This is a genomic window from Tautonia sociabilis (genome assembly GCF_003977685.1).
GTDB classification, from domain to species: Bacteria; Planctomycetota; Planctomycetia; order Isosphaerales; family Isosphaeraceae; genus Tautonia; species Tautonia sociabilis.
Genome location: NZ_RYZH01000010.1, coordinates 105,036 through 128,556 on the forward strand (window position 1 = coordinate 105,036; position 23,521 = coordinate 128,556).

At 70.3% G+C, this 23,521-nt stretch carries 17 protein-coding genes; 12 read left to right on the top strand and 5 right to left on the bottom strand.

Features of this window, described 5'->3' with window-relative positions; genetic code table 11:
- Window positions 1-44 precede the first annotated feature (44 nt).
- Entirely contained in the window at window positions 45-1,868 is a 1,824-nt protein-coding gene (locus TsocGM_RS07210) for a tetratricopeptide repeat protein (RefSeq protein ID WP_126724626.1), read from the bottom strand.
- Between the two features lie 307 nt (window positions 1,869-2,175).
- Here TsocGM_RS07210 and TsocGM_RS07215 point away from each other — a divergent pair, with 307 nt between their 5' ends.
- From TsocGM_RS07215 to TsocGM_RS07270, 12 genes are all read left to right on the top strand, one after another.
- Window positions 2,176-2,721: a 3-hydroxyacyl-ACP dehydratase FabZ family protein gene (locus TsocGM_RS07215; RefSeq protein WP_126724627.1), complete on the top strand. Its 546-nt coding sequence runs from the start codon at window positions 2,176-2,178 to the stop codon at window positions 2,719-2,721.
- Window positions 2,722-3,005: 284 nt separating this feature from the next.
- Complete coding sequence (locus tag TsocGM_RS07220; RefSeq protein WP_126724628.1) at window positions 3,006-3,395, top strand: acyl carrier protein; 390 nt, start codon at window positions 3,006-3,008, stop codon at window positions 3,393-3,395.
- A gap of 163 nt (window positions 3,396-3,558) precedes the next feature.
- Window positions 3,559-4,137 carry a 3-hydroxyacyl-ACP dehydratase FabZ family protein gene (locus TsocGM_RS07225; protein ID WP_233578522.1) on the top strand — a complete coding sequence of 193 codons (579 nt, stop codon included), beginning with the start codon at window positions 3,559-3,561 and terminating at the stop codon, window positions 4,135-4,137.
- 109 nt (window positions 4,138-4,246) lie between these two features.
- Window positions 4,247-5,563: a beta-ketoacyl-[acyl-carrier-protein] synthase family protein gene (locus TsocGM_RS07230; RefSeq protein WP_126724629.1), complete on the top strand. Its 1,317-nt coding sequence runs from the start codon at window positions 4,247-4,249 to the stop codon at window positions 5,561-5,563.
- 61 nt (window positions 5,564-5,624) lie between these two features.
- Window positions 5,625-6,920, top strand: coding sequence for a beta-ketoacyl-ACP synthase II (gene fabF / locus TsocGM_RS07235; RefSeq protein ID WP_126724630.1), 1,296 nt, complete (start codon window positions 5,625-5,627; stop codon window positions 6,918-6,920).
- A 66-nt stretch (window positions 6,921-6,986) separates the two neighbouring features.
- Window positions 6,987-8,009, top strand: a complete 1,023-nt coding sequence (locus TsocGM_RS07240) for an alpha/beta hydrolase (RefSeq protein ID WP_233578524.1) — start codon at window positions 6,987-6,989, stop codon at window positions 8,007-8,009.
- A gap of 160 nt (window positions 8,010-8,169) precedes the next feature.
- Window positions 8,170-9,879, top strand: coding sequence for a GH3 auxin-responsive promoter family protein (locus tag TsocGM_RS07245; RefSeq protein WP_126724632.1), 1,710 nt, complete (start codon window positions 8,170-8,172; stop codon window positions 9,877-9,879).
- Window positions 9,880-9,996: 117 nt separating this feature from the next.
- On the top strand, window positions 9,997-11,238 hold the full coding sequence (locus tag TsocGM_RS07250) for a DUF1571 domain-containing protein (protein WP_126724633.1): 1,242 nt from the start codon (window positions 9,997-9,999) through the stop codon (window positions 11,236-11,238).
- A 247-nt stretch (window positions 11,239-11,485) separates the two neighbouring features.
- A complete protein-coding gene (locus tag TsocGM_RS07255) occupies window positions 11,486-11,893 on the top strand; it encodes a response regulator (RefSeq protein WP_126724634.1) in 408 nt (135 codons plus the stop codon).
- Window positions 11,820-13,262 carry a hypothetical protein gene (locus tag TsocGM_RS07260; RefSeq protein WP_126724635.1) on the top strand — a complete coding sequence of 481 codons (1,443 nt, stop codon included), beginning with the start codon at window positions 11,820-11,822 and terminating at the stop codon, window positions 13,260-13,262. Before TsocGM_RS07255 ends, TsocGM_RS07260 begins: the two co-directional genes overlap by 74 nt.
- Window positions 13,263-13,344: 82 nt before the next feature.
- Entirely contained in the window at window positions 13,345-14,526 is a 1,182-nt protein-coding gene (locus TsocGM_RS07265; protein WP_126724636.1) for a dipeptide epimerase, read from the top strand.
- Entirely contained in the window at window positions 14,519-15,397 is an 879-nt protein-coding gene (locus TsocGM_RS07270; protein ID WP_126724637.1) for an alpha/beta fold hydrolase, read from the top strand. Before TsocGM_RS07265 ends, TsocGM_RS07270 begins: the two co-directional genes overlap by 8 nt.
- A 54-nt stretch (window positions 15,398-15,451) precedes the next feature.
- On the opposite strand, the gene TsocGM_RS07275 is transcribed toward TsocGM_RS07270, so the two are convergent.
- The 4 genes from TsocGM_RS07275 to TsocGM_RS07290 form a co-directional block, all read right to left on the bottom strand.
- A complete protein-coding gene (locus tag TsocGM_RS07275; RefSeq protein WP_126724638.1) occupies window positions 15,452-16,510 on the bottom strand; it encodes a hypothetical protein in 1,059 nt (352 codons plus the stop codon).
- A gap of 30 nt (window positions 16,511-16,540) precedes the next feature.
- Window positions 16,541-18,055, bottom strand: a complete 1,515-nt coding sequence (locus TsocGM_RS07280) for a class II fumarate hydratase (RefSeq protein ID WP_126724639.1) — start codon at window positions 18,053-18,055, stop codon at window positions 16,541-16,543.
- A gap of 146 nt (window positions 18,056-18,201) precedes the next feature.
- Window positions 18,202-18,996 carry a UDP-2,3-diacylglucosamine diphosphatase gene (locus tag TsocGM_RS07285; RefSeq protein WP_126724640.1) on the bottom strand — a complete coding sequence of 265 codons (795 nt, stop codon included), beginning with the start codon at window positions 18,994-18,996 and terminating at the stop codon, window positions 18,202-18,204.
- Window positions 18,997-19,097: 101 nt separating this feature from the next.
- Window positions 19,098-23,516 carry a DEAD/DEAH box helicase gene (locus TsocGM_RS07290; protein ID WP_126724641.1) on the bottom strand — a complete coding sequence of 1,473 codons (4,419 nt, stop codon included), beginning with the start codon at window positions 23,514-23,516 and terminating at the stop codon, window positions 19,098-19,100.
- Window positions 23,517-23,521: the final 5 nt, after the last annotated feature.

Below are 23,521 nucleotides of genomic sequence, written 5' to 3' on the forward strand. Positions count from 1 at the left end.
ACCGCCGCTGCCACGGCCGCTCCCAATCCCGTCCTGAGCCGCCCTCAGGGAAGATTGGCCCCGGGAGGGCGACGCTCGGGCGACGGGTCGATCGATCGGGGAGTGGCGGGCCGCTCGAACGGGGAGACGACTCGGGAGGCGGAGCCGGGGCGAGGCGAGGGCTCCTCCTCCGGAGGCTCCTCGCCGCTCCGTGCTTGGAGCCGCTGAAGGGCCTGCAGCCAGGGATGTTCGGGGGGAAGTTGCTCCTCGACCATGCGGCCCAGGCCGTCGCGCTCGACCCGGGCCCGGGGGGGCTGGTCGTCCCGGTCGCCCTGGGCCTGCTCCTCGATGAACTCGAGGATCTCCCTCGCCTCGGCGTCCTGGCCCTGGGCGAGGCGAAGCTGGGCTCGCAGGCCGAGCAGCCGGAGGGACGCGTCGGCCGACTCGGGATCGATCGACGCCAAGACCGAGAGGGAGCGCTCGGCCTCCTCATAGTCGCCAGCCAGGTAGGAAAAGAACAGCGTCGCGCGCTCGGTCTTCGGGTCGGCCCCCAGGGCCCGGATCACCTCGTCGGTCAGGCGACGGCCCAGCTCGCCGAGCCGCTTGTAGGAAGTCGGGGAGAGGCCGCTCCGCTCCAGGTCGCCAGGGAACGGGAGAAGCGTCGGCCGCTCCGCGGGAGACTCGGGCAGGTCGGCCGCCTCGGCCAGGGCGGCGATCCAGCACGCCGTCTCCTCGATCGCGGGGGCGAGGGGGGTCACCTCCTTGCTCTCGGTGTCGATCAGGCCCACGACGGTCCCGGGGCGCTCCTTCGCCCCCGAGAACCGGAAGGCGATCCGATCCCCCGAGGGGGAGAGCACCGGCGCGCCAACCCTCCCGAGCCCCTGGAAGGGGAAGACCCGGTCGAACGGCTGGTTCCCCCGATGTCGGGCCAGCGCGGATGGCCGGCTGGAGGACAGGACGGAATAGTATTGCTCGATGCCGTCCACCCCGACGGTCAGATACGCCCCGAGAAACCGATCCTGAGAGAGCAGGGGGGCCTCAACCTCCTTGATCTTCTCCGGGAAGGCCTCCCCCTCCACCCGGACGCAGGACAACTGCGTCGGGATCCCCTCGGGGCCGGAGGAGCCCCGCTCAAGATAAAGGATCGCCCGGCCGTCGGCGGTCCAGACCGGCGCCTGCACGGGGGCCTCAACCAGATCCAACGGCCGGTCGTCCGCCTCCCAGCCGCCAACTCGGGAGAGGACCAGCTCCCACCGATCCCCTCGCTCCCGGTAGAAGGCGATCCGGCCGCCGGCCGGAGCGATCGACGCGAGGCGGGCCCCCGGAATCTCCCGCCGGACCTCCCGCCGGTCGAGGTCGATGATCGAGAGGCCGAGGCGATCCGGCCCGGGGACAACAATCAGCCGATCCACCGGATCCCAGGCCACCGCCTCGCCGGGCCAGCGGTCGCGGAGGGCATCCGCCTCCCCCTCGGCCAGGGTCCTCGAGAACACCACCTCCTGCTCCTGGCCGTAGCCGACGACGACCTCCCAGCGGCCCGGGCCCGGCTCTCGATCCGAAACGACCCGGGCGAAGGCCAGGGAACGGCCGTCGGGCCCCCATGCCGGAGAGGACAGCGCCCCGGGCCCCTCGGCCACCTTGACCGCCTTGCCGTCCGCCACCCGGACCGCCCAGATCCGGTACATCGAGCGGTCGTCCCCCCTCGGCGCCGCATCGCCCCCCGGCCGATCGGGCAGGATCCGGATCGTCTCGAACGCCCGGCCGACTCCCGGCAAGGCCACCGAGAAGGCCAGCCACTCCCCCGACACCGTCCAGGCCGACGGCGGATCGGGAGGCGGCGAATCCAGAGACGCGATCGCCAGCGCACAGACGAACAGAGGTGCGAACATGGGTTCGGGCGCTCTTGGGTCGAGAGGGATCGGGGCTTCGGTCCGGTGGCGCCGATCGTACGGGTTGGGCGGAGCCGGTCATCCCGGGAACCGGCTCCGGGGCCGATTCCCATTTGACCGTCCCTCGGCCGGGGGTAGACTGTCCGTAATTCAACAGTAACCCGAAGTCATGTACGGGGATAGTCTTGTTGGGCCGAAACGGTCTCCGCTATAGTGGCCCGACCCCTTCAGGTCGGCCCCTGGAGCCGGGCCTGGACACGACGCTCCGATCGGATGACCGGGCGAACCCCTGCGTTGAGAAGCATCCATGAGATTCGTGCTCATTGATCGAATCCTCGACCTCGATCCCGGCCGTCGGATCGAGGCGGCCAAGAACCTCTCGCTCGGCGAGGAGTACCTGGCCGACCACTTCCCCGGGTTCCCCGTGATGCCCGGGGTGCTGATGCTCGAGGCCTTGACGCAGGCGGGGGCCTGGCTGATCCGGGACATGGAGGACTTCGCCCACAGCGTGGTCCTCCTGAAGAAGGCTCGCACCATCAAGTACGGCAGCTTCGTCGAGCCGGGCCGGCAGCTGGTCCTCCAGGTCGAGCTGGTGAGCCACGGGGAGCGGGAGACCGAGTTCAAGGGCAAGGGCCTGATCGACGACCAGGTCATGGTCGGCGGCCGGTTCACCCTCACCCGGTACAACCTCCGGGAACGCGACCCGGCCTTGCATCGCACCGATGCGATGATCGTTGAGCAGCTGCGAGACCTGTACTCGACCCTTCGGAAGGGGTCGGTCGGCGCCAAGGCGATGCTCCGGAACGGGGTCGCTGACGACGCCCGTCCGATCGGCGCGCCGCAGCCCAACTGACCCGGCTCGGCCCGTCGAACCCCGGCCGGAGCCTCCGATCCGCTCCAGTCCCCCATTCGGCGGGGCCGATGATGTTGCAAAGACTCGGGGAAACCGGCATCATAGGGCGCTTGCCCGAGGCCTACCCCGAGTAACCCCTTCGATTCATCGCGGCCGCGGTCGGCCCGATCGACGCTGATTCTCCCCCCCACGAAGCGACGCGGAGCCCGGGTCTCGGCCGGACGTCCCGGCTCCCCGTTCCCGTCGGGACCTCCCCCAACTCGACAGGCAAGATCGAGGGAACCATGCCGACCCAAGACGAAATCTACCAGAAGGTCCAGTCCACGCTGGTCGACGCCCTGGGCGTGGATGAGGAGGACGTCACCCGGGACGCGACCCTCTTCGGCGACCTCGGCGCCGAATCGATCGACCTGCTCGATATCGTCTTCCGCCTGGAGCGGAACTTCGGGATCAAGATTCCCCGAGGCGAGCTGTTCCCCGAGAACATCTCCGACCCCGAATTCACCGAGAACGGCAAGCTCACCGCCAAGGGGCTCGGCGAGATCAAGCAGCGGATGCCCTTCGCCGACCTCTCGGAGTTCGAGGCGGACCCCCAGGTCGACAAGCTGATGAACCTGTACACGGTCGAGACCCTGGTCCAGTACGTGTCGGGCAAGCTCGAGGGCTCGAAGTAAGGGCCTGGCGGCGGCCGCACCTCCCGGCGGTCGTGCTCCCCGACTTCGCCAGTTCCCCCCGCCCCGGAGTCGGGTCCGGGTCCGGTTCGAGACGACCACCGCGTCGGGGCCGACCCCGGGCCGACTCCCCGGGGAGCCCTTCGTCCTAGCCCTCGGCCCCGCCATGAGATGGATCTGGATCGACAAGTTCCTCGAGTTCCGGAGCGGTGAGTTCGCCAAGGCGATCAAGAACCTGACCCTGGCCGAGGAACACTTGCACGACCACTACCCCGGCTACCCCGTCATGCCCGCCTCCCTGATCATCGAAGGGCTGGCGCAGACCGGCGGGATCCTGGTCGGCGAAGCCAAGGGGTTCGCCGAGAAGGTCGTCCTGGCGAAGATCCCGAAGGCCGAGTTCTTCGGTGTGGCCTGCGCCGGCGACCAGTTGGTCTACGAGGTGACGCTGACGGATCTCCGGAGCGAGGGGGCCGTGGTCGACGCGAAGGCCTTCCTCGACGGCCAGTTGCTGGCCGACGTCGAGATCGTCTTCGCCCACCTCGACCAGTCGCGGTCGAACCAGATCTTCGGGCCCAAGAATTTCGTGTTCACGCAGCAGCTGCTCGGGGTGCTTGACTTGGCCAAGGCCCAGGAACGGGCCCGGCAGCTCTCGGCGCCGGGGCGGCCCGACGCCGACCACGACGCCAAGGTCGTCGACTCCTCCTCGTCGGAGCCGGGCAAGGGGCTGACGATCTCGAGCGAATGACCCCGGCCCGAGCCGTCTCCGGGCCGGCGAGCACCCCGGTCCTTCTCCCGGCCGCAGCACCTGACGCCCGAACCGCTCCCGGCCCGTCCCGTTGTTCCGAGTCCTGCTCATGGTCGTTCCGAGACGTCGCGTCGTGATCACCGGACTGGGGATCATCTCCCCGCTCGGCATCGGCCCGGAGGCCACCTGGTCGGCGCTGCGCGAGGGACGCGGCGGCGTCTCCCGGCTGGACGCCTTCCCCATCGACGGCCTGCCCAGCGATGCGGCCGGCGAGGTGAAGGACTTCTCCCCGAAGGCCCTGGCCGTCGACAAGCACCGCAAGGCCCTCCAGAAGAACCTCAAGTACATGGCGAGGGACATCCAGCTCGCCGTGGCGGCAGCCGAGCTGGCCGTGGTCGACGGGAAACTGCTCGACGGGCAGGTCGACCCCGCCCGCATCGGCATCGACCTGGGGGCGGGGATGATCTCCTCGGACCTCGACGAACTGGCCCCCGCGATCAACCTCTCAACCCGAGAAGACGGCTCGTTCGACTTCGAAACCTACGGCAAGGCCGGCATCCCCGAGATCGAACCGCTCTGGATGCTCAAGTACCTGCCGAACATGCTCGCCTGCCACATCTCGATCCTCAACGACTGCCGAGGACCGAGCAACACGATCACCCAGGGCGAGGCCGCGGCCAACGCCGCCATCGGCGAGGCCTTCCGGATCATCCAGCGCGGGCAGGCCGACGTGATGATCACCGGCGGAGCCGACTCCAAGATCCACCCCCTCAGCTTCATCCGGATGAAGCTCAACGGCGTCAACTGCCGCTGGGAAGGAGAGCCCTCCGCCGCCTGCCGCCCGTTCGACGTCCGCCGCTGCGGCGTCGTGCCGGGAGAGGGGGCCGGCATCCTCGTCGTCGAGGAGCTGGAGCACGCCCGCAGAAGAGGCGCGACCATCTACGGCGAACTGATCGGCTTCGGCTCCGCCTCCGACGCCAATCCCCGGGGAGGACTGCACCCCGAAGGCCGAGGCACGGAGCTCGCCATCCGGGCGGCGCTGCGGGACGCCGGGCTCGAACCGTCCCAGATCGGACACATCAACGCCCACGGCTGGTCGACCGTCGAGGCCGATCTGGCCGAGGCCCGGGCCTACACCCGTCTGTTCGGTCCAGGCGTCCCGGTCGTCGGCCTGAAGGGGTACACCGCGAACACCGCCAGCGGCTGCGGGGCGATCGAACTGATCGCCAGCCTGCTGGCGACCCGGCACGGCCTGCTCCCGGCCACCCTGAACTGCGACGAGCTCGACCCCCGAATCGAGCTCGACGTCGTCCGAGGAGAGCCCCGGACGCTGGTCGACCCGACCTTCGTGAACGTGAACTTCAACCGCTACGGGCAGGTCGCCGCCCTGGCGGTGCGGGGCGGACCCGTGGACGATGCCTCCTGAGCCGGATTCGAACTGGTCGGGCCGGGCACTCCCGGTCGGGACCTCCGAGGACCCTCGAACCATGCGACGTCGCGTCGTCGTGACCGGAATGGGGATGGTCACCCCCGTCGGCACCGACCTGGAATCGAGCTGGGCCGCGCTGCTGGCCGGCCGAAGCGGCGTCGGCCGCATCTCCCTGTTCGACGCCCACACCTTCCCGACCCAGATCGCCGCCGAGGTCAAAGACTTCCGCCTCGGCGACTATCTGCCCGAGGCGGACGCCGCCCACTATTCCGAATTCTCCCGGAATACCCAGTTCGCCCTCTCCGCCGCGGTGATGGCCGTCAAGGACGCCGGGTACGACCGGTCGCACCGCCCCGACCCCGCCCGGTTCGGCGTCTACCTCGGCGCCGGCGAGGGGCAGCAGGACTTCCCTCGCTTCGTCGACTTGGTCCACCGGGCGAGCAAGCAGGACAACCGGGTCAATACCGCCGAGTTCGTCCGCCAGGGGCTCGACCTCCTGCACCCGATCCACGAGGCCGAGCAGGAACCCGGCAGCGCCTCGGCCCATCTGGCCTGCTACCTCGACGCCCGAGGGCCCAACGCCAGTTGCCTGACCGCCTGCGCCGCCAGCGCCCAGGCCATCGGCGAGGCCGTCGAGCTGATCCGATACGGAGACGCCGACGTGATGCTCTCCGGCGGCACTCACAGCATGATCCACCCGTTCGGCGTCACCGGGTTCAACCTGCTGACCGCCCTCTCCACCCGCAACGACGAGCCCGAACGGGCCAGCCGCCCGTTCGACCGCGACCGGGACGGCTTCATCATCGGAGAAGGGGCCGGGATGCTCATGCTCGAGGAGCTCGAGCACGCCAAGCGTCGCGGCGCCCGCATCTACGGCGAGATCCTCGGCTACGGCTCCACCGCCGATGCCTTCCGGCTGACCGACAGCCACGACGAGGGCCGAGGGGCGATCACCTGCATGAACGAGGCGATCGCCGACGCCGGCATCTCCCCCGACCAGATCGACTACATCAACGCCCACGGCACCAGCACCGAGGTCAACGACCGCATCGAGACGCTGGCGATCAAGCGATCGCTCGGCGACCATGCCTATTCGGTGCCGATCTCCAGCACCAAGAGCATGATGGGCCACCTGATCGCCGCCACCGGCAGCGTCGAGGCCATCGTCTGCCTGCTCGGGATCCGGGACGGGGTCGTCCCCCCGACCATCAACCTGGAACACCCCAGCCCCGACTGCGACCTCGACTACATCCCCAACCAGGCACGCGAATTGAACGTCGACCTCGCGTTGTCCAACAGCTTCGGTTTCGGCGGGCAAAACATCGCCCTGATCCTGGGACGGTACCGAGACTGAACCCCGTTCGTCCCGGTCTCCCCTCAGCTGCCCCTCGGACGATGGCCCGCTTGGAGTGCTCTCCCCGTGTCCAGCAACCAGGTCCTCGCGCTGCTCGCTCTCCTCCCCCTGGGGGTCGTCGGTTTCGTTGCCTACGTCCTGATCCGATACACTCCGGTGATCGGCCGGATTTTCGAGGAGAAGCCGGTCTTCTTCCCGCTCCGGGTCGACCCCGCCCCCGACGGGGAGGAGGTCGCCTTCAAGACCTCGGACGGGCTGGAGCTGGTCGGCACCTATTTCCCCTGCCGGACGGCCGAACGCCTGGGCGTAATCGTCTTCTGCCACGAGTTCCTCGGCAACCGCTGGAGCGCCTTGCCCTACGCCGACTACCTCCGGGACGAGGGGTTCGACCTCTTCAGCTTCGACTTCCGCAATCACGGCAACAGCGACTCCGAGGATGGCTACGAGCCGTTCCAGTGGGTCTGCGGCCGGGAAACCCGAGACCTCCGGGCCGCCCTGAATTACCTCCGCTCCCGCCCCGACCGGGATCCGGCCGGCTTCGGCCTGTTCGGCGTCAGCCGAGGCGGGGGGACGGCCATCTGCGTCGCCGCCGATGAGCCGGACGTCTGGGCCGTGGCCGCCGACGGCGCCTTCCCGACCCGGGGCACGATGCTCGCCTACATCATCCGCTGGGCCGAGATCTACGTCGGCCGCTGGTTCATCTGGCGCTACATGCCGATCGCCATGTTCGCCTTCGTCGGCTGGGTCGGCCGGCTGCGCTCCCAGTGGCGGCTCAAGCGGGTCTTCCCCGACATCGAGCGGGCCGCCTCCCGCCTCTCCCCCCGGCCGCTGTTCATGGTCCATGGCCAGAAGGACGCCTACATCAACCAGGACATCGCCCGGGCGCTGTTCGACTCGGCCCGCCCCCCCAAGAGCTTCTGGCTGGTCCCCGGCGCCAAGCACAACCGCTGCCGGGAACTCTGCCCCGAGGAATACCGCGACCGGATCACCGCCTTCTTCCGCCAGGCCGCCCCGAGGGGAGCACGCTCCGACCTGCGCTCGGCCGACCTCGACGGCCGGGCCGTCGAACAGCTCGCCGGACACGCCTGAGCCCCCGGAACCGCTCCCGGTCCCGCCCCTGCCGAGTGCGGCGTCTGGCAGTTCGTCTTGACAGCCTCGACCGATCATCGTCTGATGCCCGCTCATCACGGGCGGGCCTCGGGCCCGGTCAGGGACGACCGATTCCTCCCCCCACCGAGCCGGAGTCGAGATGATCCGATCGATCCGACGCTGGGTCGGTGCACCCATTGCCAATCGGGCTCGCCGGCTGGCCCAGGAGTTCCTCCGACAGGCGGCCGAGGCCGATCGGGTCCAGCGCGATCGGCTCCTCTCCCAGATCCGCCGCCACGCCGACTCCGCCTTCGGCCGAGCGCACGGCTTCTCCGAGATCCGGTCCCCCGAGGACTTCCGCCGCCGCGTCCCGATCCGGGACTACGACGGCCATGAGCCCTATCTCGCCCGCGTCCGGGAGGGCGAAACCTCGGCCCTCTTCGCCGAGGGGACCGAGATCCTCATGTTCGCCATGACCTCCGGCACCACCGCCCGCCCGAAGACGATTCCCGTCACCCGGGAGGCGCTTCAGGCCTATCGCGACGGCTGGCGGATCTGGGGCATCCTCGCCTTCGACGCGCACGACGGGATGATCCGAGACGGCATGCGTCCGATCCTCCAGCTCGCCAGCGATTGGAAGGAGTCCCGAACCCCCTCCGGCATCCCGTGCGGCGCCATCACCGGCCTGACGGCCGCCATGCAGCACCCGCTCATCCGACTGAACTACTGCATGCCCCCCGCCGCCTCCCGGATCAGGGATGTGGAGGCGAAGTATTACGTGGCGCTGCGGCTCTCGGCCTACCGGAACGTCGGCGCCCTGATCGCCGCCAATCCGAGCACGCTCCTGGGCATCGCCCGGCTGGGGGACCGAGAGAAGCAAACGCTCATCCGGGACCTCTTCAACGGTACGATCGACCCGAAGTGGGACATCCCCGAGGAGGTCCGCCTCGCCTTGAGGGCCCGCTCCCGGTTCAAGCGACGCGCCGCCGCCCGCCGGCTGGAGGAGGCCGCCGAGCGGCAGGACCGCCTCCTGCCAAAAGACTTCTGGCCGGATCTCGAATTCGTCGCCAACTGGACCGGCGGCACCATGGGAGCGTACCTCCGCCAGTACCCCGACGCCTTCGGCGAGGTCCCCGTCCGGGACCCCGGCCTGATCGCCTCGGAAGGCCGGATGACGATCCCCGTCGAGGATTTCTCTCCGGCCGGGATCCTGGACTACCGGCACCACTACTTTGAGTTCATCCCCGAGTCGCAGGAGGACGCCGAGCAACCCGAAACGGTCGAGGCGGCCGACCTCATCGAGGGCCAGCGCTACTTCATCCTGCTGACGACTCACGGCGGGCTTTATCGCTATCAGATCCGGGACCTCGTCCAGTGCGTCGGCTTCGAGGGAAAGGCGCCGCTCCTGGTCTTCCTGAACAAGGGGTCCCACATCTCCAGCCTGACCGGTGAGAAACTCTCGGAGTTCCAGGTCGTCGCCGCCGTGAAGGAGCTCCAGCACGAGTTCGGGCTGACGTTTCACTCGTTCATTCTGCTGCCGAGCTGGGGAGATCCGCCCTCGTACTCCCTGCTCGTGGAGCGCCAGGATCTCGCCGCCTTCCCCGGGAGGCTGGAGGAGCTGTCGGAGCGGCTCGACCGCGCCCTCTGCCGCCAGAACGTCGAGTACGAGAACAAGCGAGAGACCCTCCGCCTGGGCCGGGTGCGAGTCCGGCCGGTGGCGGACGGTTCGTGGAACGCGTTCCGCTCGCGTCGCCTGGCCTCAACCGGAGGAACGCTGGAGCAATACAAGCAGCCCTGCCTGCTGTCGGACCTGGAGGTCATCGGTCAATTCTCGTTCGTCGACGCCCCGGAGGGATCGAAGGCGGTCTGACCGCCGCCCCGATCTCCCTGGGTTCCCCGCTCCCGACGGGCCGGTCAGGGACTCCCGGCCCTCGGGCGCGTCGGTCGGACACGGAGGTCGTCACGTCCCGGCTCGGAGGCCAGAGGGATGACTTCGGGAGAGCACCGCGGCCGGGGCGCCGCCGCTCGAGGGTCGGTCCTCGGGCTCCTCGCCGCGCTGGCCGGACTCTCGGGAGTCGGTTGCGCCCAGCTCCAGACCAACTGGATTGACCGGATCGGTGCCGACCGGATCGGCCTCGCGCAGCGAAGGCCGCCAGCCGAGCGATCTCGGGTCAGCCCCGAGGCAGACGACCCGTACGCCTCTCGGGTCGGGCTCGACGATCGTCCCCCGTCCTTCTCCAGGCCCTGGACGCCGACCCAAGACCGCTCCGCCCCTCCGGGAGCGATGCCGCCCCCCCAGACCGCCTCGCTGCCGGAACCTCCTCCGATCCCGCCGCCGACGGGCTCCCCGGTGATCTCCGCGACGATCCCCCCCCCCGTGCCCCCCCCCGCTCGGCCGGGACGTGCGGTCCCCCCCTCGGAGAACGCTCCAGCGGCGGTCTCCCCCTCGCCTCCGACCGTCCTCGCCTCGCGATCCTCCCCCTCCTCGGGCCCCGCCGAAGCGCCTTCCCCGACCGCCGAGGACCCCCTCTCGGGGATCGATCGCGTGATCGAACGGGGCATCACCCGGCTCGAATCGCTCCGGAATTACCGGGTGTCGCTCGATCGCCAGGAGCGCGTCCGGGGAACGCTGCTGCCCGCCGAGCGGGTGACCCTAAGCGTCCGCACCGCGCCGTTCGCCGTCCGGCTCGAATGGCCCGACGGGCCGAATCGAGGGCGAGAGGTGCTCTACTCGGAGGCCGAGTGCGGCGGGCTCATGCATGTCAAGATGGGGAAGACACTGATCCCGATCCCTCCGATGCAACTGGCTCCGAACAGCCCGATCGCGATGAGCAACTCCCGGCACCCGATCACCGAGGCCGGCCTGCTGCATATCCTCACCACAACCCGAGACCAGCTCGACGCCTCCCGGGGAGGCGACCCCAGCATCGGCACCTTCTCGATAGTCGGCCCGCTCATCCCTCCCGAATGCGACGCTCCGTGCGTGGAGATCCTCCGGGAGACTCCCGAGGGCGAGCGCTGGCGCCTGGTCGTGGAAGACGAAACCGGGCTCCCCGTTCTGCTCGAAGCCGAAACCGCCGCCGGAGAGCTGCTCGAACGCTACCACTTCCAGGACCTCCAGACCGACCTCGCCGAGCTGGACGCCCCCGGCTCCTTCGACCCGGCCGTCCGCTTCGATCGGTCGATCATCCGCACCGGAGGGACCGCCGAGGAGGAGCCTCAATCATGAACCGACTCGCCCAGGGCGCCCTGCCTCCAGACGCCGGAGCCGCCTGCCAAAGTGGCACGACCTGCCAGGCCAATCGCTCCGGAAGCGGGCCCCTTCACCGACCCGACTGATACCGTACCCCATCGGAATTCACGACTTGCGCCGAGAGGACGCTCAGCGCTCGACAGGAGTCTCCGATCGGCCTAGAATTTGCCGATCGCCCCATGCCCTCGCACCGATCCGCCGACCGTTGTGAGAGATCCGTCACGTGCCTGGCGACCATCCCTTCTCGATCTTGATCACGGACGATGACTCCGAGAGCCGGGAGTCGCTCCGGGAGATCTTCGAGCCGGCCGGTTATCGGACCCTCCTGGCCGAGACCGGCGAGGAGGCCGTCGACATCGCGACGGCCGAGGACGTTCACCTGGCGCTGATGGACATGCATCTGCCCCGCCTCAGCGGGCTGGAGACGATGCAGCTCATTCGCCAGATCAAGGGGGTCTTGCCCATGATCCTGATCTCGGCGGATCAGGATGACAACCTCTTGCGCAAGGCCCTCTCGGCCCATGCCTTCTGCGTCCTGGCCAAGCCGGTGAGCCGCCATGTGGTCATCTACGTCGTCAGCCGGGCGATGGAGAAGTTCTATCGCTCCGACGCCCCCGGCGCCGTCGGCTGATCGACCCCGAACCCTGGCCTCCCTCCCCCTGACGCTCCTCGTCGCGACGGTCCTCCTCCAGGCGATCGCCGCGCCGAGTGGGGCCCATGACATCCCGGACGAGCGGGTCGACCGCGCGCTGCAGGTCGTCCTGGAGCCGACGATCCTGAGGCTCTCCTACGAGCTGTGCCTCTCGGAGTGGACCCTCTTCCAGGATCTCAAACGCCTCGCCCCCGACCGGTCGGCGGGGGCCCCGATCGACCTGCTCGAAGGCTATGCCGAGCTGGTTGCCCCGCTCAACGCCAAGGGCCTGCTCGTCGAGGTCCAGGGGGTCGAACTCCCGTTGCGCGTCGGTCGCGTCGAGGTCGAGGTCGAGCAGCATCCCCGGCTCACCTTTCACTTCGAGGCCGACGTCCCCTCCCGGGGACGGCTCCGGATCCGGGACACCAACTACCTTTCCTCCTTCGGGACCGGCCGGCTTGCCTTCCGGGTCGCGCCGGGCATCGTTCAGGAGGGGTTCGACGGCGCCGAGGACCTGGAAGACGTGCCCGAGATTCCGTCCTGGGCCCTCTCGGACGAGGAGCAGGAGAGGACCCGGCAGGTCGAGGTCGACTATCGACCGACCGATCGGGACAAACCGATCGAGACAATCCAGACGCCCTCGGTCCCGGACTCCCCCTCCTCGAACTCGGCCAGCCCGACGGCCTCCTCGCCGTCCGGCGATCGTCTGACCCGGCTGTTCTGGGATCCGGCGGAGCGAACGACGCCGTTCCTCCTGCTGGCGGCGATGCTCCTCGGCGCGGCCCACGCGGTCCAGCCGGGGCACGGGAAGACGGCGATCGTCGGGGCATCGCTCCCGGGCCGGCATCCGATTGGCCGGGGGCTGCTGCTGGCCGGCTCGGCGGCGGTGTCCCACGTGACGGTGGCGGTCCTGCTGGCGATTGTGGCGGTTGTGCTCGTCCCGGCGGCGTTCGACCGGATCGACGCGGTGCTGACCCGGGCGATCGGCCTGGTGCTGGGGATCGTCGGCGCGTGGCGGATCGGTCGTGCCCTCGACGGATCAGCCTCCTCCCCCGAGGGGCCCGGCCTTCGCGTCGAGACGACCCGAGACGCGATCCTCTCGGGACTGGCGATCGGGGCGATCCCCTGCTGGGACGCCGTCCTGCTGCTCGCGTTGGCCTGGGCGGCAGGACAGGCGGCGTTCGGAGTCCTGCTGGTCGTGAGCTTCAGCGTGGGAGCGTCGGCAACGCTCCTCGGCGTCGCCCTGGCGTCCGGGGCGTTCCGGACGGCGGCCCGACGACTGGCGTCCTCGAGCCGGATGGAACGGTCGATGGGGATGGTCGGCGGGCTGTTGCTGGCGGGGATCGGGGCGTTCCTGTTCCTTGGATAATCAAGACCGGCCGAGGCCGGCACGAACGCCTTCCCCAGGGTACACTTGCTCCCGACAACGGCCCGGGAGCGAGGGGGATGCGATGGCGCTGGCTCGGATTGACTGGTTCCACGTCGCCTTGCCCTTGAGGAAGGCGATCAAGCACTCCTCGCACGAGCGGACGACCAGCGAGAGCATCTTCGTCCGGGCGACGCTCGACGACGGCTCAATCGGCTTCGGCGAGGGGGTCCCCCGCCCGTATGTGACGGGGGAGTCGATCGCGACCGCGATCGAGGCGATCGAGGCGATCGACGTGGCCCCGATGCTCGGCGAGCCCGACAGCTTCGAGCAGGCGGTCGATCGCATCGACGCCGTGACGCTGCCGACCATCCAGGACGACCCGCGCGGGATGTTCGGCAACGCCGCCCGGTGTGCCCTCGAGCTGGCGCTGCTCGATGCCTTCGGCCGACGGTTCGGCAGATCGGTGGGAGATGCGGTACGGCACCTGATCCGGGGCCGGCGGTTCCTGCGCCCTGAGCCGGGCCCGGTGCGCTACAGCGGGGCGATCACGGCGGAATCTCCCCGGAAGGAACGGATTTCCGCGATCAAAATGCGGGCCTACGGCTTCCGCCAGGTGAAGGTGAAGGTCGGCGTGGCGGGCCAGGACGATCCGGCTCGCCTCCGTCGCTTCCGACTCCTGCTGGGATCGGCGATGGATCTCCGGCTCGACGCCAACGAAGCCTGGTCCGCCGCCGAGGTGCTGGACCGGGTCGAGCCCCTGAGGCGCTTCGATCCCAGCGCCCTGGAGCAGCCGGTCCCCCACGCCGAGATCGAGGCGATGGCCGAGCTTCGGCCCCGGATCGGCCTTCCGGTGATGCTCGACGAGTCGCTTTGCGGCGAACCCGACGGCCGACGGGCCGTCGAGCGAGGGCTGGCCGACCTGTTCAACGTCCGGATCTCGAAGTGCGGCGGCATCGGGCCGACCCTCCGGCTCATCGAGCTGGCCGACCGGCATGGACTTGGGGTGCAACTGGGTTGCCACCCGGGGGAGTCGGGCCTGCTCTCCGCGGCCGGGAGGCACCTGGCCTGCAACCTCTCGGGGCTGCGCTTCCTGGAAGGGTCCTACGACCGGCACGTGCTGCTCGAGAACCCGACCACCCCCGACATCACCTTCGGCTACGGCGGCCGAGCCTGGCCGATCCCGGGCCCGGGGCTGGGCGTCCAGGTCGACCCGGCTCGGCTGGAGCGCTTGAGCCTCGCCCACCGGGAGGTCTCCCATGGGTGAGCCGACCCCTCGGGTGTTCGAAGTCTCCGACGGCTACCCGATCCACCTCCTCTCCTGGGAACCGGACCGCGACCCCTCGGCGATCGCCGTCGTCTTGCACGGCGTGCAGAGCCACGCCGGCTGGTATCACCACCTGGGCCGCACCCTGGCCGGGGCCGGGATCGAGGCCCATTTCCCCGACCGCAGGGGATCGGGGTCGAACCAGCGGCAGCGCGGGCACTGCCCGTCGGCCCGGAGGCTGATCGACGACGTCCTCGAGATCATCCGGGACATCCGGACCCGACGTCCGGGCGTTCCCCTGATCCTCTCCGGCATCAGCTGGGGGGGAAAGCTCGTGGTCGTCTCGGCGGCGAGGGAGCCGGACGCGATCGACGGGATCGCGCTGATCTGCCCGGGATTGCAGCCGAGAGTCGGCGTCTCGTTCCGGGAGAAGCTCCGGATCGCGGTCGGCTTCTTCCTCTGGCGATCGAGAGCGACGATCCCCATCCCCCTGGCGGATCCGGCTCTGTTCACCGGGAACCCGGAGGCTCAGCGGTTCATCGCCGAGGACGAGTTGGGATTGCGGTTCGCCTCCGCCGGGCTGCTGGTGGCGAGCATGTTCCTCGACCGGGCCGCCCGGCGGGCTCCGGCTCGGGTCGAACAGCCGAGCTTACTGATGCTCGCCGGCCGGGACCGGATCGTGAACAATGACCGGACCCGGGCCTACTTCGATCGCCTCGCGAGTCCGGACCGGCAGATCCTGGAGTATCCCGACGCCCACCACACGCTCGAATTCGAGCCCGACCCCGGCCAGTACGCTCGGGATCTGATCTCCTGGATCGACTCCCGGTGGCCGGCGACCAACTCGACCGCCTCCCAGCAGGGGCCCTGAGCGCGCCGCCGACCGGGGCCGATCGATTTCGGGCTCGGCCGCCAGGTCGATCGGCTACCGCTCCAGCGGAACTGAGAGCAGCCTCCGGGCGGCGAAGACGCGGGCCTCCATCCGGTCCCGGGGACCGTGCCGGGCGCCGATGGTGCGAGCCATCTGCTCGCTGAGCCGGTCGAGCAGGTACGGCTCCGGGGCTCCCGCCCGGCGGAGGAGGATGATCGTCCGGTCCAGGTCCACCCCGGGGAACCGGAAGTTGTTCCCGAGCCGCTGCTCCAGCGCGTCGAGCTCCGGAGGCAGGCCGACCCCGGACGACCGGCACAGGTCGTCGATCTGATAACCCGCCTGGCGGCCGTAGCGCTGGATCGCCTCGGCGACCAGCCGGAGGAAATGGAGCCGCTGCTCGATCGTCGGCGGCTGGAAGGCCGGAGCCGGTGGCATCGAGGGCTCAACCGCCAAGACCCGGTCGGCGTCGGGGTCGATTGGGCGGGCCGGCGTTCCCTCGGGCCCGCCGACCGGCTCGTCGGGGCGGAGGATGCCCAGATCCCAGAGGATCTCCCGGGAGCTTCGGGGAGGAGGAGCCGCTTGCTCCTCTGGGGCATCGAGCGCATCGAGGGAAGCAAGCGGCTGGGCCGCGATGGGATCGGGGTCGGCCGGCCTCGGGCCGGTCGTTGCCGAGGCGAGCCGGTCGTCGGGTTGGGGATCAGTCGGAGGGAGATGGCTCGCCTCGGGCCCGGCCAGGGGGGGCTCCTCCTCCGGGGCCGGGATCATCGCGAGCCGGTCCCTCCGCGGCGGCTCGGTCGGGGGCGGTGCGATCGGGCGCCCTCCCTCCCTCTCGGCCTCGGCCCGGACGATGACCCCCCCCTCGGCGACCGGGGAGACGGGGCTGGCCTCGACGGATCGGCCGAGGGCCCGGGGGACGTCTCGAACGATGACCGAGGGACCGCGATCCTCCTCGACAAGGATATAACCGGCGGCCCCGAGCAGCAGCAGCAGAAGCAGGAACTCCCGGGCCCAGCTCGACCGGCCGCGCTGGACGATCACGATCGGGGAGAGCGACGGGGCCTCGGCCTCAGGGGCCTCGACGGGATCGATCCGATCGTCGTCCAGCGTCGCCATGGCGTCCTTCCCCGAGGAGGTCGGTGATGGTCAGGACCCGGTGCCGCGGTGGGTCTGTCGCATCGGGTCGAGCAGCTGGTCGACCTCGGCCTGAGAGAGGGGCCCAAGCTGCTGGGCGACGGGAGCGGCCGGGACGCCAAGGATCGCCTCGTAATCCGCAGGGGGCTTCCCGACAAGGTCGTTGACCACCTCCCGCACGTTCCGGCCGGTGTTCGAGGCGACCTTGGCGACGGCCGCCGCCGCGTCGTAGCCGATCCGAGGGGCTAAAGCGGTGCACATCGCCAGGCTCTGCTCGATCAGGGCGGTGCAACGCTCGACGTTGGCCTCCATCCCCCGGACCTCTCCGAAGACGACGACCTCGGGATCCACCTGGACGCAGCGCGAGGCCAGCACCCGGGCGGCCCCTTCCAGCAGGGAGATCGACTGGAGCAGGTTGTAGGCCAGCACCGGCATCATCACGTTCAGCTCGAAGTTCGACCCCAGGGCGTTGGCCCAGCCGACGGTCGCGTCGTTGCCAACGACCTGGGCGGCGACCATCATCACCGCCTCGGGGATCACCGGGTTGACCTTCCCCGGCATGATCGAGCTGCCCGGCTGCAGCTCCGGGATCTTCAGCTCTCCGATGCCGCATCTCGGGCCCGAGGCGAGCCACCGGATCTGGTTGGCCACGTTCGACAGGCTGATCGCCACCGTCTTGAGCGCCGAGGACGCCTCGACCGCCGCATCCTTGTTGGCCATCGCCTCGAAGTGGTTTGAGGCGGGGCGGAACGCCAGGCCCAGCTCCTTCGAGAGCGCGGCGGCCATCCGGGTCGGGAACTCCTCGTGCGTGTTCAGGCCGGTCCCCACGGCGGTGCCGCCAATGGCGAGCTCGCCGAGCGCCTCGCGGACCCCCTCGAGCCGACGAATCGAGTGGGCCACCTGAGCGGCGTAGCCGGAAACCTCCTGGCCCAGCCGGATCGGCACCGCGTCCTGCAGGTGGGTGCGGCCGATCTTGACGACGCCGTCCAGTTCCTTCGCCTTGGCGTCGAGCCGGCCGAGCAGGTCGCGGAGGGCGGGGATCAGGTGGTGCTCGATCCCCTCCCGGGCGGCCAGATGAATCGCGGTGGGGAAGACGTCGTTCGAGGACTGGCCGTAGTTGACGTGGTCGTTCGGGTGCACGGGGCTCTTGCCCCCGCGTTTGCCGGTCAACCTCTCGTTGGCGATCCCGGCGATCACCTCGTTGGTGTTCATGTTCGACGAGGTGCCGCTGCCGGTCTGGAAGACGTCGACCACGAACTGATCGTCGTGGCGGCCGTCGGCGACGGCGTCGGCCGCGGCGATGATCGCGTCGGCGAGCTTCGGGTCGAGCAGGCCGAGATCCTTGTTCACGGCCGCGGCGGCCTTCTTGATCAGGCCGAGCGACCGGATCATGGCCCGGGGCATCCGCAGGCCGCTGATGGGGAAGTTGAGCTCGGCCCGGCGGGTCTGGGCCCCGTAATAGGCGTCGGCGGGGACCTCCATGGTCCCCATCGAATCCTTCTCGACCCGCGTCTGATCGCTCGCCACGTCGGCCTCCGTCTCAAGGAATCCGGGTCCGGGGACCCCGGCAGGGAGGGCGTCCTCTCGCCTCGGGGCGAGGGCCCCGGGTGGTATCGTATTCCGGCGGGTCGGGGCGACGCAACGCGGAATCCGACGGTCGGCCCGCCCTCGGATCACTCCCGGCCCGGCTCCGCCGACGAAGCGGAGGCCAGCCCCGCCTCTCGGGGAGGGAGCGGCTCGGGGGTGGCTCGGGGCCAGTACTCCAGGCCAACCCGCGCTCCCGAGATCGTCACAAAGGGGCAGGGGGGATGCTCGGTCCAGGTGCCGCTGTTGACGTAGTTCACCCCGTCGATGAACGCCTCGAGCGGCGCGTGGGTGTGGCCGCAGGTCACGTGGTCGCAGCCGAGGGATCGGGCATACTCGACCGCGCCGTCGCGCACCACCTGGCTATTCCGCTGGAACCGCTTGGAGATCCGTCGGATCCACCGGGCGGCGCTGTGGGGCATCCACTTCTGGATGTAGTAGAACAGTCCGCAGGCGACCGAGGTCATCCACTTGTACCGGGTGATGAAGTGGTCGAACTGGTCGCCGTGGAGGATGAGCAGCCGCACCTGGCCGTTGTCGAAAATGTACTCATCGAGGAAGTCAACGCCGACAATGTGACTGATCACGTCGGCCGCGCCGTCGTGGTTCCCCCGGATCCAGGTCAGGCGGAGGTCGTCTCGGTCGGAGTGGCGGCGGATCGCCTTGAGGCAGGCGAAGTGCCGCTTGCCGAGGCGGTTGAAGTTCAGGTCGTCGAAGATGTCGCCGTTGATGACCAGCTCCCGGGTGTGCCGGACGGCCCATTCCAAGAACTCTTCCAGGAGCCTGGCCTGGCAGACGTCGCTGCCGAGGTGCAGGTCGCTGATGACCAGGCAATCGTACGGCCGCTCCCGATCATCAGGGTCGTCGGGTCGGACGTCGGTCATCGGAGGGCCTCGATCGGGGGAGGGCTCGATTCCGGGGGCGGGGGCTCCAGGAGGGTCGTCGACTCCTGCTCTCGGAAAGGTTACCATGCGAGGCGAAAGGCTTACCACCCGGCATAGAACGCCAGGCCGGGGGGATCCCGAACAAACCCGACCTCCTGCAACAGTCCCGCCAGCCGGCTCGTCCAGGCCGGCTCGCCATTCACCTTCCGGATCCTGAGGATCCGGCGGGACGGCCCCGCCAGGCCGGGCAGCAGGGCGACCGCCGCCGCCAGATCCGCCTCGCTCGCTCCGGGCAGGGTCGAGAGCGATCGACCGAACCCCTCGGAGAGCAAGACCGGCCGCCCTTCCCGGATCGCGACGTGATTGCTCGGCAACCGCGCCAGCCGGAAGGGGGACGGCAACTCGACGGCCCCTCCCGCCCCGTACAAGTTCGCCGGGTCGGCCGCCGAGAGCAGGACCGCGGCCGAGTCCCCCGCTCCCGGCCGATGCCGGCAAAGCAGGTCGGCGAACTCCTGCGCGGCGAACTGGACGCCGGAGAGGCCAGCCACGAAATACCCGCGCCGGACCTCCCCGCGCAGCTCGGCCGAATCGAGCACCTCCCGCAACGTCGACCACGGCGGGCTCCAGGGGTCCAGGCCCGCCGTCTCCCGGCAAACGACGCCGTAACGGTCGAGCAGCGCCAGCGCCCAGGCCCTCGCCGATCCCTCGTCGTCTCCCCCTCTGTCGTCGAAGGCCGACCACCGCACGCCGGATGCCTCCCAGGGCCTCCCGGCCTGTTCCCTCCGGCCGGCTCGGGACCGGCCGCTCCTTCGGGTCGACGCGACCGGGGAGGAGCGGGGCCTCGCGGAGCCGGCCTGCCGGATCGGGTCGAAGTGGTCTCCTCCGATCGCCCCCCGGCTCGAGAGCTCGGCCAGCGCCGGCCCAACGGCCGCCTCCTCGACTCCCGAGAGGGCGATCAGGTCCTCCTTCTCCACGCGACCGGCCGTTCGGATCGCGTCGAGGATCCGGGAGGCCGAGGCCGAAAGCGGAGGGCCATCGACCGGTGGCCAGCCTCCGCCGAAGTGCCTGGGCACGATGGCGACCCGGCAGGATTCCGCGCCGAGATCGACGCGACGCCAGGCCCACTCCTCGATCCGGAGCAGCTCATCGAGCCTCCCCGGCGCGTAATCCAACAGCCTCCTCGGCAGCAGTTCGGCCTCCCAGGCCTCCGGGGAGGCGGCGAAGCCGCGCAAGCGTCCGAGCACCGCCCCCAGCCCCTCCCGATCGGAGAGCCTGGCACCGGGATGGGCGTGCTGGTGCCGGAGCAGCAGGTCGGCGAAGACGTCCGGATCGACCGCGACGGCCTCCTTCCTCCGCATCGCGATCGAGATCCGGCGGACCTCCTCGACGTTCCGGCGCTCCCCCCAGCGGTCTCCCCCCTCGCCGGGGATGGCCAGCGCCTCTCCGTCCTGGGCGATCCGCTCCAGGACCGACCGGGAGCGCGTTGGGGAGAGGCCATACCGCGCCGCCACGTCCCGGACGCCGACAAGCGCCCTGGTCCTCAAGTACATGCGAACCACCCGATCGATCGCCCCGGGGTCGCCGATCGCAGTCCCGTTCGCCTCGGGGAGGCCGATCCCGAAGGCGGCCTCGAACAGCGGCAGGGCCTCGACGGCGACCCAGCGTTCGGGGTCCTCCGCCCCCTCCAGGAAGATCCGGGCCGCGACCCCCCGCTCCGCCAGCCGATCCAGCATGGGACGCACCTGCGCGGGCAGCTCGCTCTCCGACAGGTCGCCGCAGATCCGAAGAAGCTCGGCCAGTTCCTCAGGAGTCCTCGGGGCCCGGGATCGGCCTCGAAGTCGGGAATCGACGCGGTGCACCGCGTCGGGTTCGATCAGGGAGGGGGAGAGTCCGGGGCTGGCCCTCCTCGATCGGGGGGGAGGAGCCCCGGGGGCCGAGCCCTCCCCGATTCTCCCCCGGCGGCGGGCCCGACGCTCGAAGAGCGCCGCGGAGCGATCGGCCATCGCCCTCCCGGCGAGCAGGGAGGCGATGGGAGAGGGGGAGTCCGCCTTGGGGTCGAAGACGACTTGGATCGAGCCGTCCCGGATTTCCTGGAAGAAGGCCCGGAGGGAAGGCAGATCGAGGTCGTCTTCCAGGCACTCCCGGGCGGCTTCGAGGAGCAGCGGGTGCTCGGCGAGGTGGCCGATCGCGTCCAGCAGCTCCTCCGCCCTCAGCCTCTGGAACCAAAGCGGCGTCCGTCCTCCCATCGACGCCCGGCCGGCCATGAGCGCCCGGGCCGAGACCTGCCGGAACCGGAGGGCGAAGAGGCTCGACCCGCGCAGCTCCCCGAGCAGGATCGCATCGCACTCCGAGGGGTCGACCCGACGCAGCAGATCGACGGGAGGGGAGTCGACCCCGGGGAGCCGGATCAAGATGCCGTCGTCCCCGTGCTGGAGTTCGGCCGAGAGCCCGAGCCGATCCCGCAGGACCCCCTGGAGGACGAGTTTCACCCCCAGGTGGAAGCGGCTCCCGAAGGGGGAGAGGACCGCCATCGCCCGGACCCCGTCTTGGTCGAGGAACGTCTCGACGAGCACGCTCCGGTCATCGGGCATCTGGCCGGTGGCCCGGAGCTGGCGATCGACGAAGCCGAGGATCGGCCGGATGGCCTTGGGGTCCACTGCTCCGCGATCGGCCAGCCAGCCGGGGAGGCCGGGATCGGCCCGGCGATCGGCCAGCGATCGCCGGAGGGCGCCCAGCCGCTCCCCCAGTCGGCTCGACCGGCCAAGCCCCTCCCCCCTCCAGAACGGCACGACCGCCGACCGGCCCGGCCCGGGGACAACGGTGACGCGCCGGAGGTCGATCGACCGGATGACCCAGCTCGACGTCCCGAGCAGCACCGCGTCGCCGGGCCGGCGCTCCAGGACGAACGCCTCGTCGAACTCGCCGAGCCGGGGGCCTCCGTCGAGGTAGACGGGGATCTGGCCCGAGTCGGGGATCGTCCCCCCTCCCATCAGGGCGAGCCGCGACGTCCCGGGCAGCGGCTCCAGGAGATTCGAGATGCGGTCCCACCGGATCCGGGGGCGGAGGTCGCGCACATCGACCAGCTCCGACCGGCCCGAGAGCAGCTCCAGCACCGCCTCGAACCGATCGGCCGGCAGCGACCGGAACGGGTCGGCCCGCCGGACGAGCCGGAAGAGCGCCTCGGCGTCGATCGGTCCTCCGGCCACGATCGCGACCACCTGCTGCGCGAGCACATCCAGGCAGTTCCTCGGAATCCGCACCGGCTCGACGGCGCCAGACCGCATCGCGTCGGCCAGCGCGGCCAGCTCGATCACCTCCGCCTCGCTCCGGCCGAACAGACACGCCCGGCTCGGCAGCCCGGCCGAGTGCCCGGCCCGGCCGACCCGCTGCAACCCCCGGGAGACGCTCCCCGGCGAGCCGACCAGACAAACCAGCTCCACGGATCCGACGTCGATCCCCAGCTCCAGCGAGGCCGTCGCCACCACCGCCGGCAGCTCCCCGCGCTTGAAGGCCTCCTCGGTTTCCCGGCGACGCTCCAGGCTCAGGCTGCCGTGGTGCGGCCTCACCAGCTCCCGGTCGGCCGGGAGGCCGTTCCCACCCAGGCCAGCCTTCCGATTCAGGCGGATCGCGAGCCGTTCCACATCGGCCCGATTATTCGAGAAAATCAGGGTACTTCGATGCGACCGGATCAGCTCGAGGAGCTGATCCTCCAGCGCCCCGGGCACCCGGTCGTCCTCGTTCGAGGTCGGGAAGGCCGGCAGGACGCGCAGTTCGAGCCGCTTCGAGACGCCCGCGTTCACGATCGTCACTGGCCTCGGCTCGGCTCCGCCCTCCCCCCGCGTCCAGCCGCCGAGGAACCGGGAGACGTCCTCCAGGGGCTCCAGCGTGGCCGAGAGGCCGATCCGGACGAACCCGGTCGGCGTCAGCTCCTCCAGCCGCTCCAGCAAGAGCGCCAGGCTCGCCCCTCGCTTGCTGGAGCAAAGGTCGTGGATCTCATCAACAATGACATGCGAGACGCCCCGCAGCGCCTCGCGCTGCCGGCTCGACAGCAGCAGGTGGAGCGACTCCGGCGTGGTGATCATCACCTCCGGTGGGCGCCTCGCCTGCGCCCGGCGCTCGGCGGCGGTCGTGTCCCCGGTTCGGACCCCGACCGAGAGCGGTCGGAGCGGCGTCCCCAGCCGATCGGCCTCCTGGACGATCCCCGAGAGCGGGGCCTCCAGGTTGACCGCGATGTCCCGGTTCAGCGCCTTCAGCGGAGAGATGTACAGGACCCGGGTCCCATCGGGTCCGTCGGATCGCCAGGAGGCATCCAGGCAGGCGAGAAAGGCCGCCAGCGTCTTCCCGGTGCCGGTCGGTGCGCAGATGAGCGTGTGCCGGCCGCTCGCGATGGCCGGCCAGCCTCCCCGCTGGGCCGAGGTGGCGGTGCCGAACGTCTCGGAGAACCAGGCCCGGACGGGCGGCAGGGCCCAGTCGAGGTCCCCCGTCGGGTCCGGTTTCGCTCGGTTCGAGGGTCGAGGCAAGGGGA

Coding starts and splice junctions, on each gene's coding strand:
- TsocGM_RS07275 (WP_126724638.1), bottom strand. CDS start 16,510: ATGGCGACGCTGGACGACGATCGGATCGATCCCGTCGAGGCCCCTGAG.
- TsocGM_RS07270 (WP_126724637.1), top strand. CDS start 14,519: ATGGGTGAGCCGACCCCTCGGGTGTTCGAAGTCTCCGACGGCTACCCG.
- TsocGM_RS07220 (WP_126724628.1), top strand. CDS start 3,006: ATGCCGACCCAAGACGAAATCTACCAGAAGGTCCAGTCCACGCTGGTC.
- TsocGM_RS07285 (WP_126724640.1), bottom strand. CDS start 18,996: ATGACCGACGTCCGACCCGACGACCCTGATGATCGGGAGCGGCCGTAC.
- TsocGM_RS07260 (WP_126724635.1), top strand. CDS start 11,820: ATGTGGTCATCTACGTCGTCAGCCGGGCGATGGAGAAGTTCTATCGCT.
- TsocGM_RS07245 (WP_126724632.1), top strand. CDS start 8,170: ATGATCCGATCGATCCGACGCTGGGTCGGTGCACCCATTGCCAATCGG.
- TsocGM_RS07210 (WP_126724626.1), bottom strand. CDS start 1,868: ATGTTCGCACCTCTGTTCGTCTGTGCGCTGGCGATCGCGTCTCTGGAT.
- TsocGM_RS07265 (WP_126724636.1), top strand. CDS start 13,345: ATGGCGCTGGCTCGGATTGACTGGTTCCACGTCGCCTTGCCCTTGAGG.
- TsocGM_RS07250 (WP_126724633.1), top strand. CDS start 9,997: ATGACTTCGGGAGAGCACCGCGGCCGGGGCGCCGCCGCTCGAGGGTCG.
- TsocGM_RS07230 (WP_126724629.1), top strand. CDS start 4,247: ATGGTCGTTCCGAGACGTCGCGTCGTGATCACCGGACTGGGGATCATC.
- TsocGM_RS07215 (WP_126724627.1), top strand. CDS start 2,176: ATGAGATTCGTGCTCATTGATCGAATCCTCGACCTCGATCCCGGCCGT.
- fabF (WP_126724630.1), top strand. CDS start 5,625: ATGCGACGTCGCGTCGTCGTGACCGGAATGGGGATGGTCACCCCCGTC.
- TsocGM_RS07225 (WP_233578522.1), top strand. CDS start 3,559: ATGAGATGGATCTGGATCGACAAGTTCCTCGAGTTCCGGAGCGGTGAG.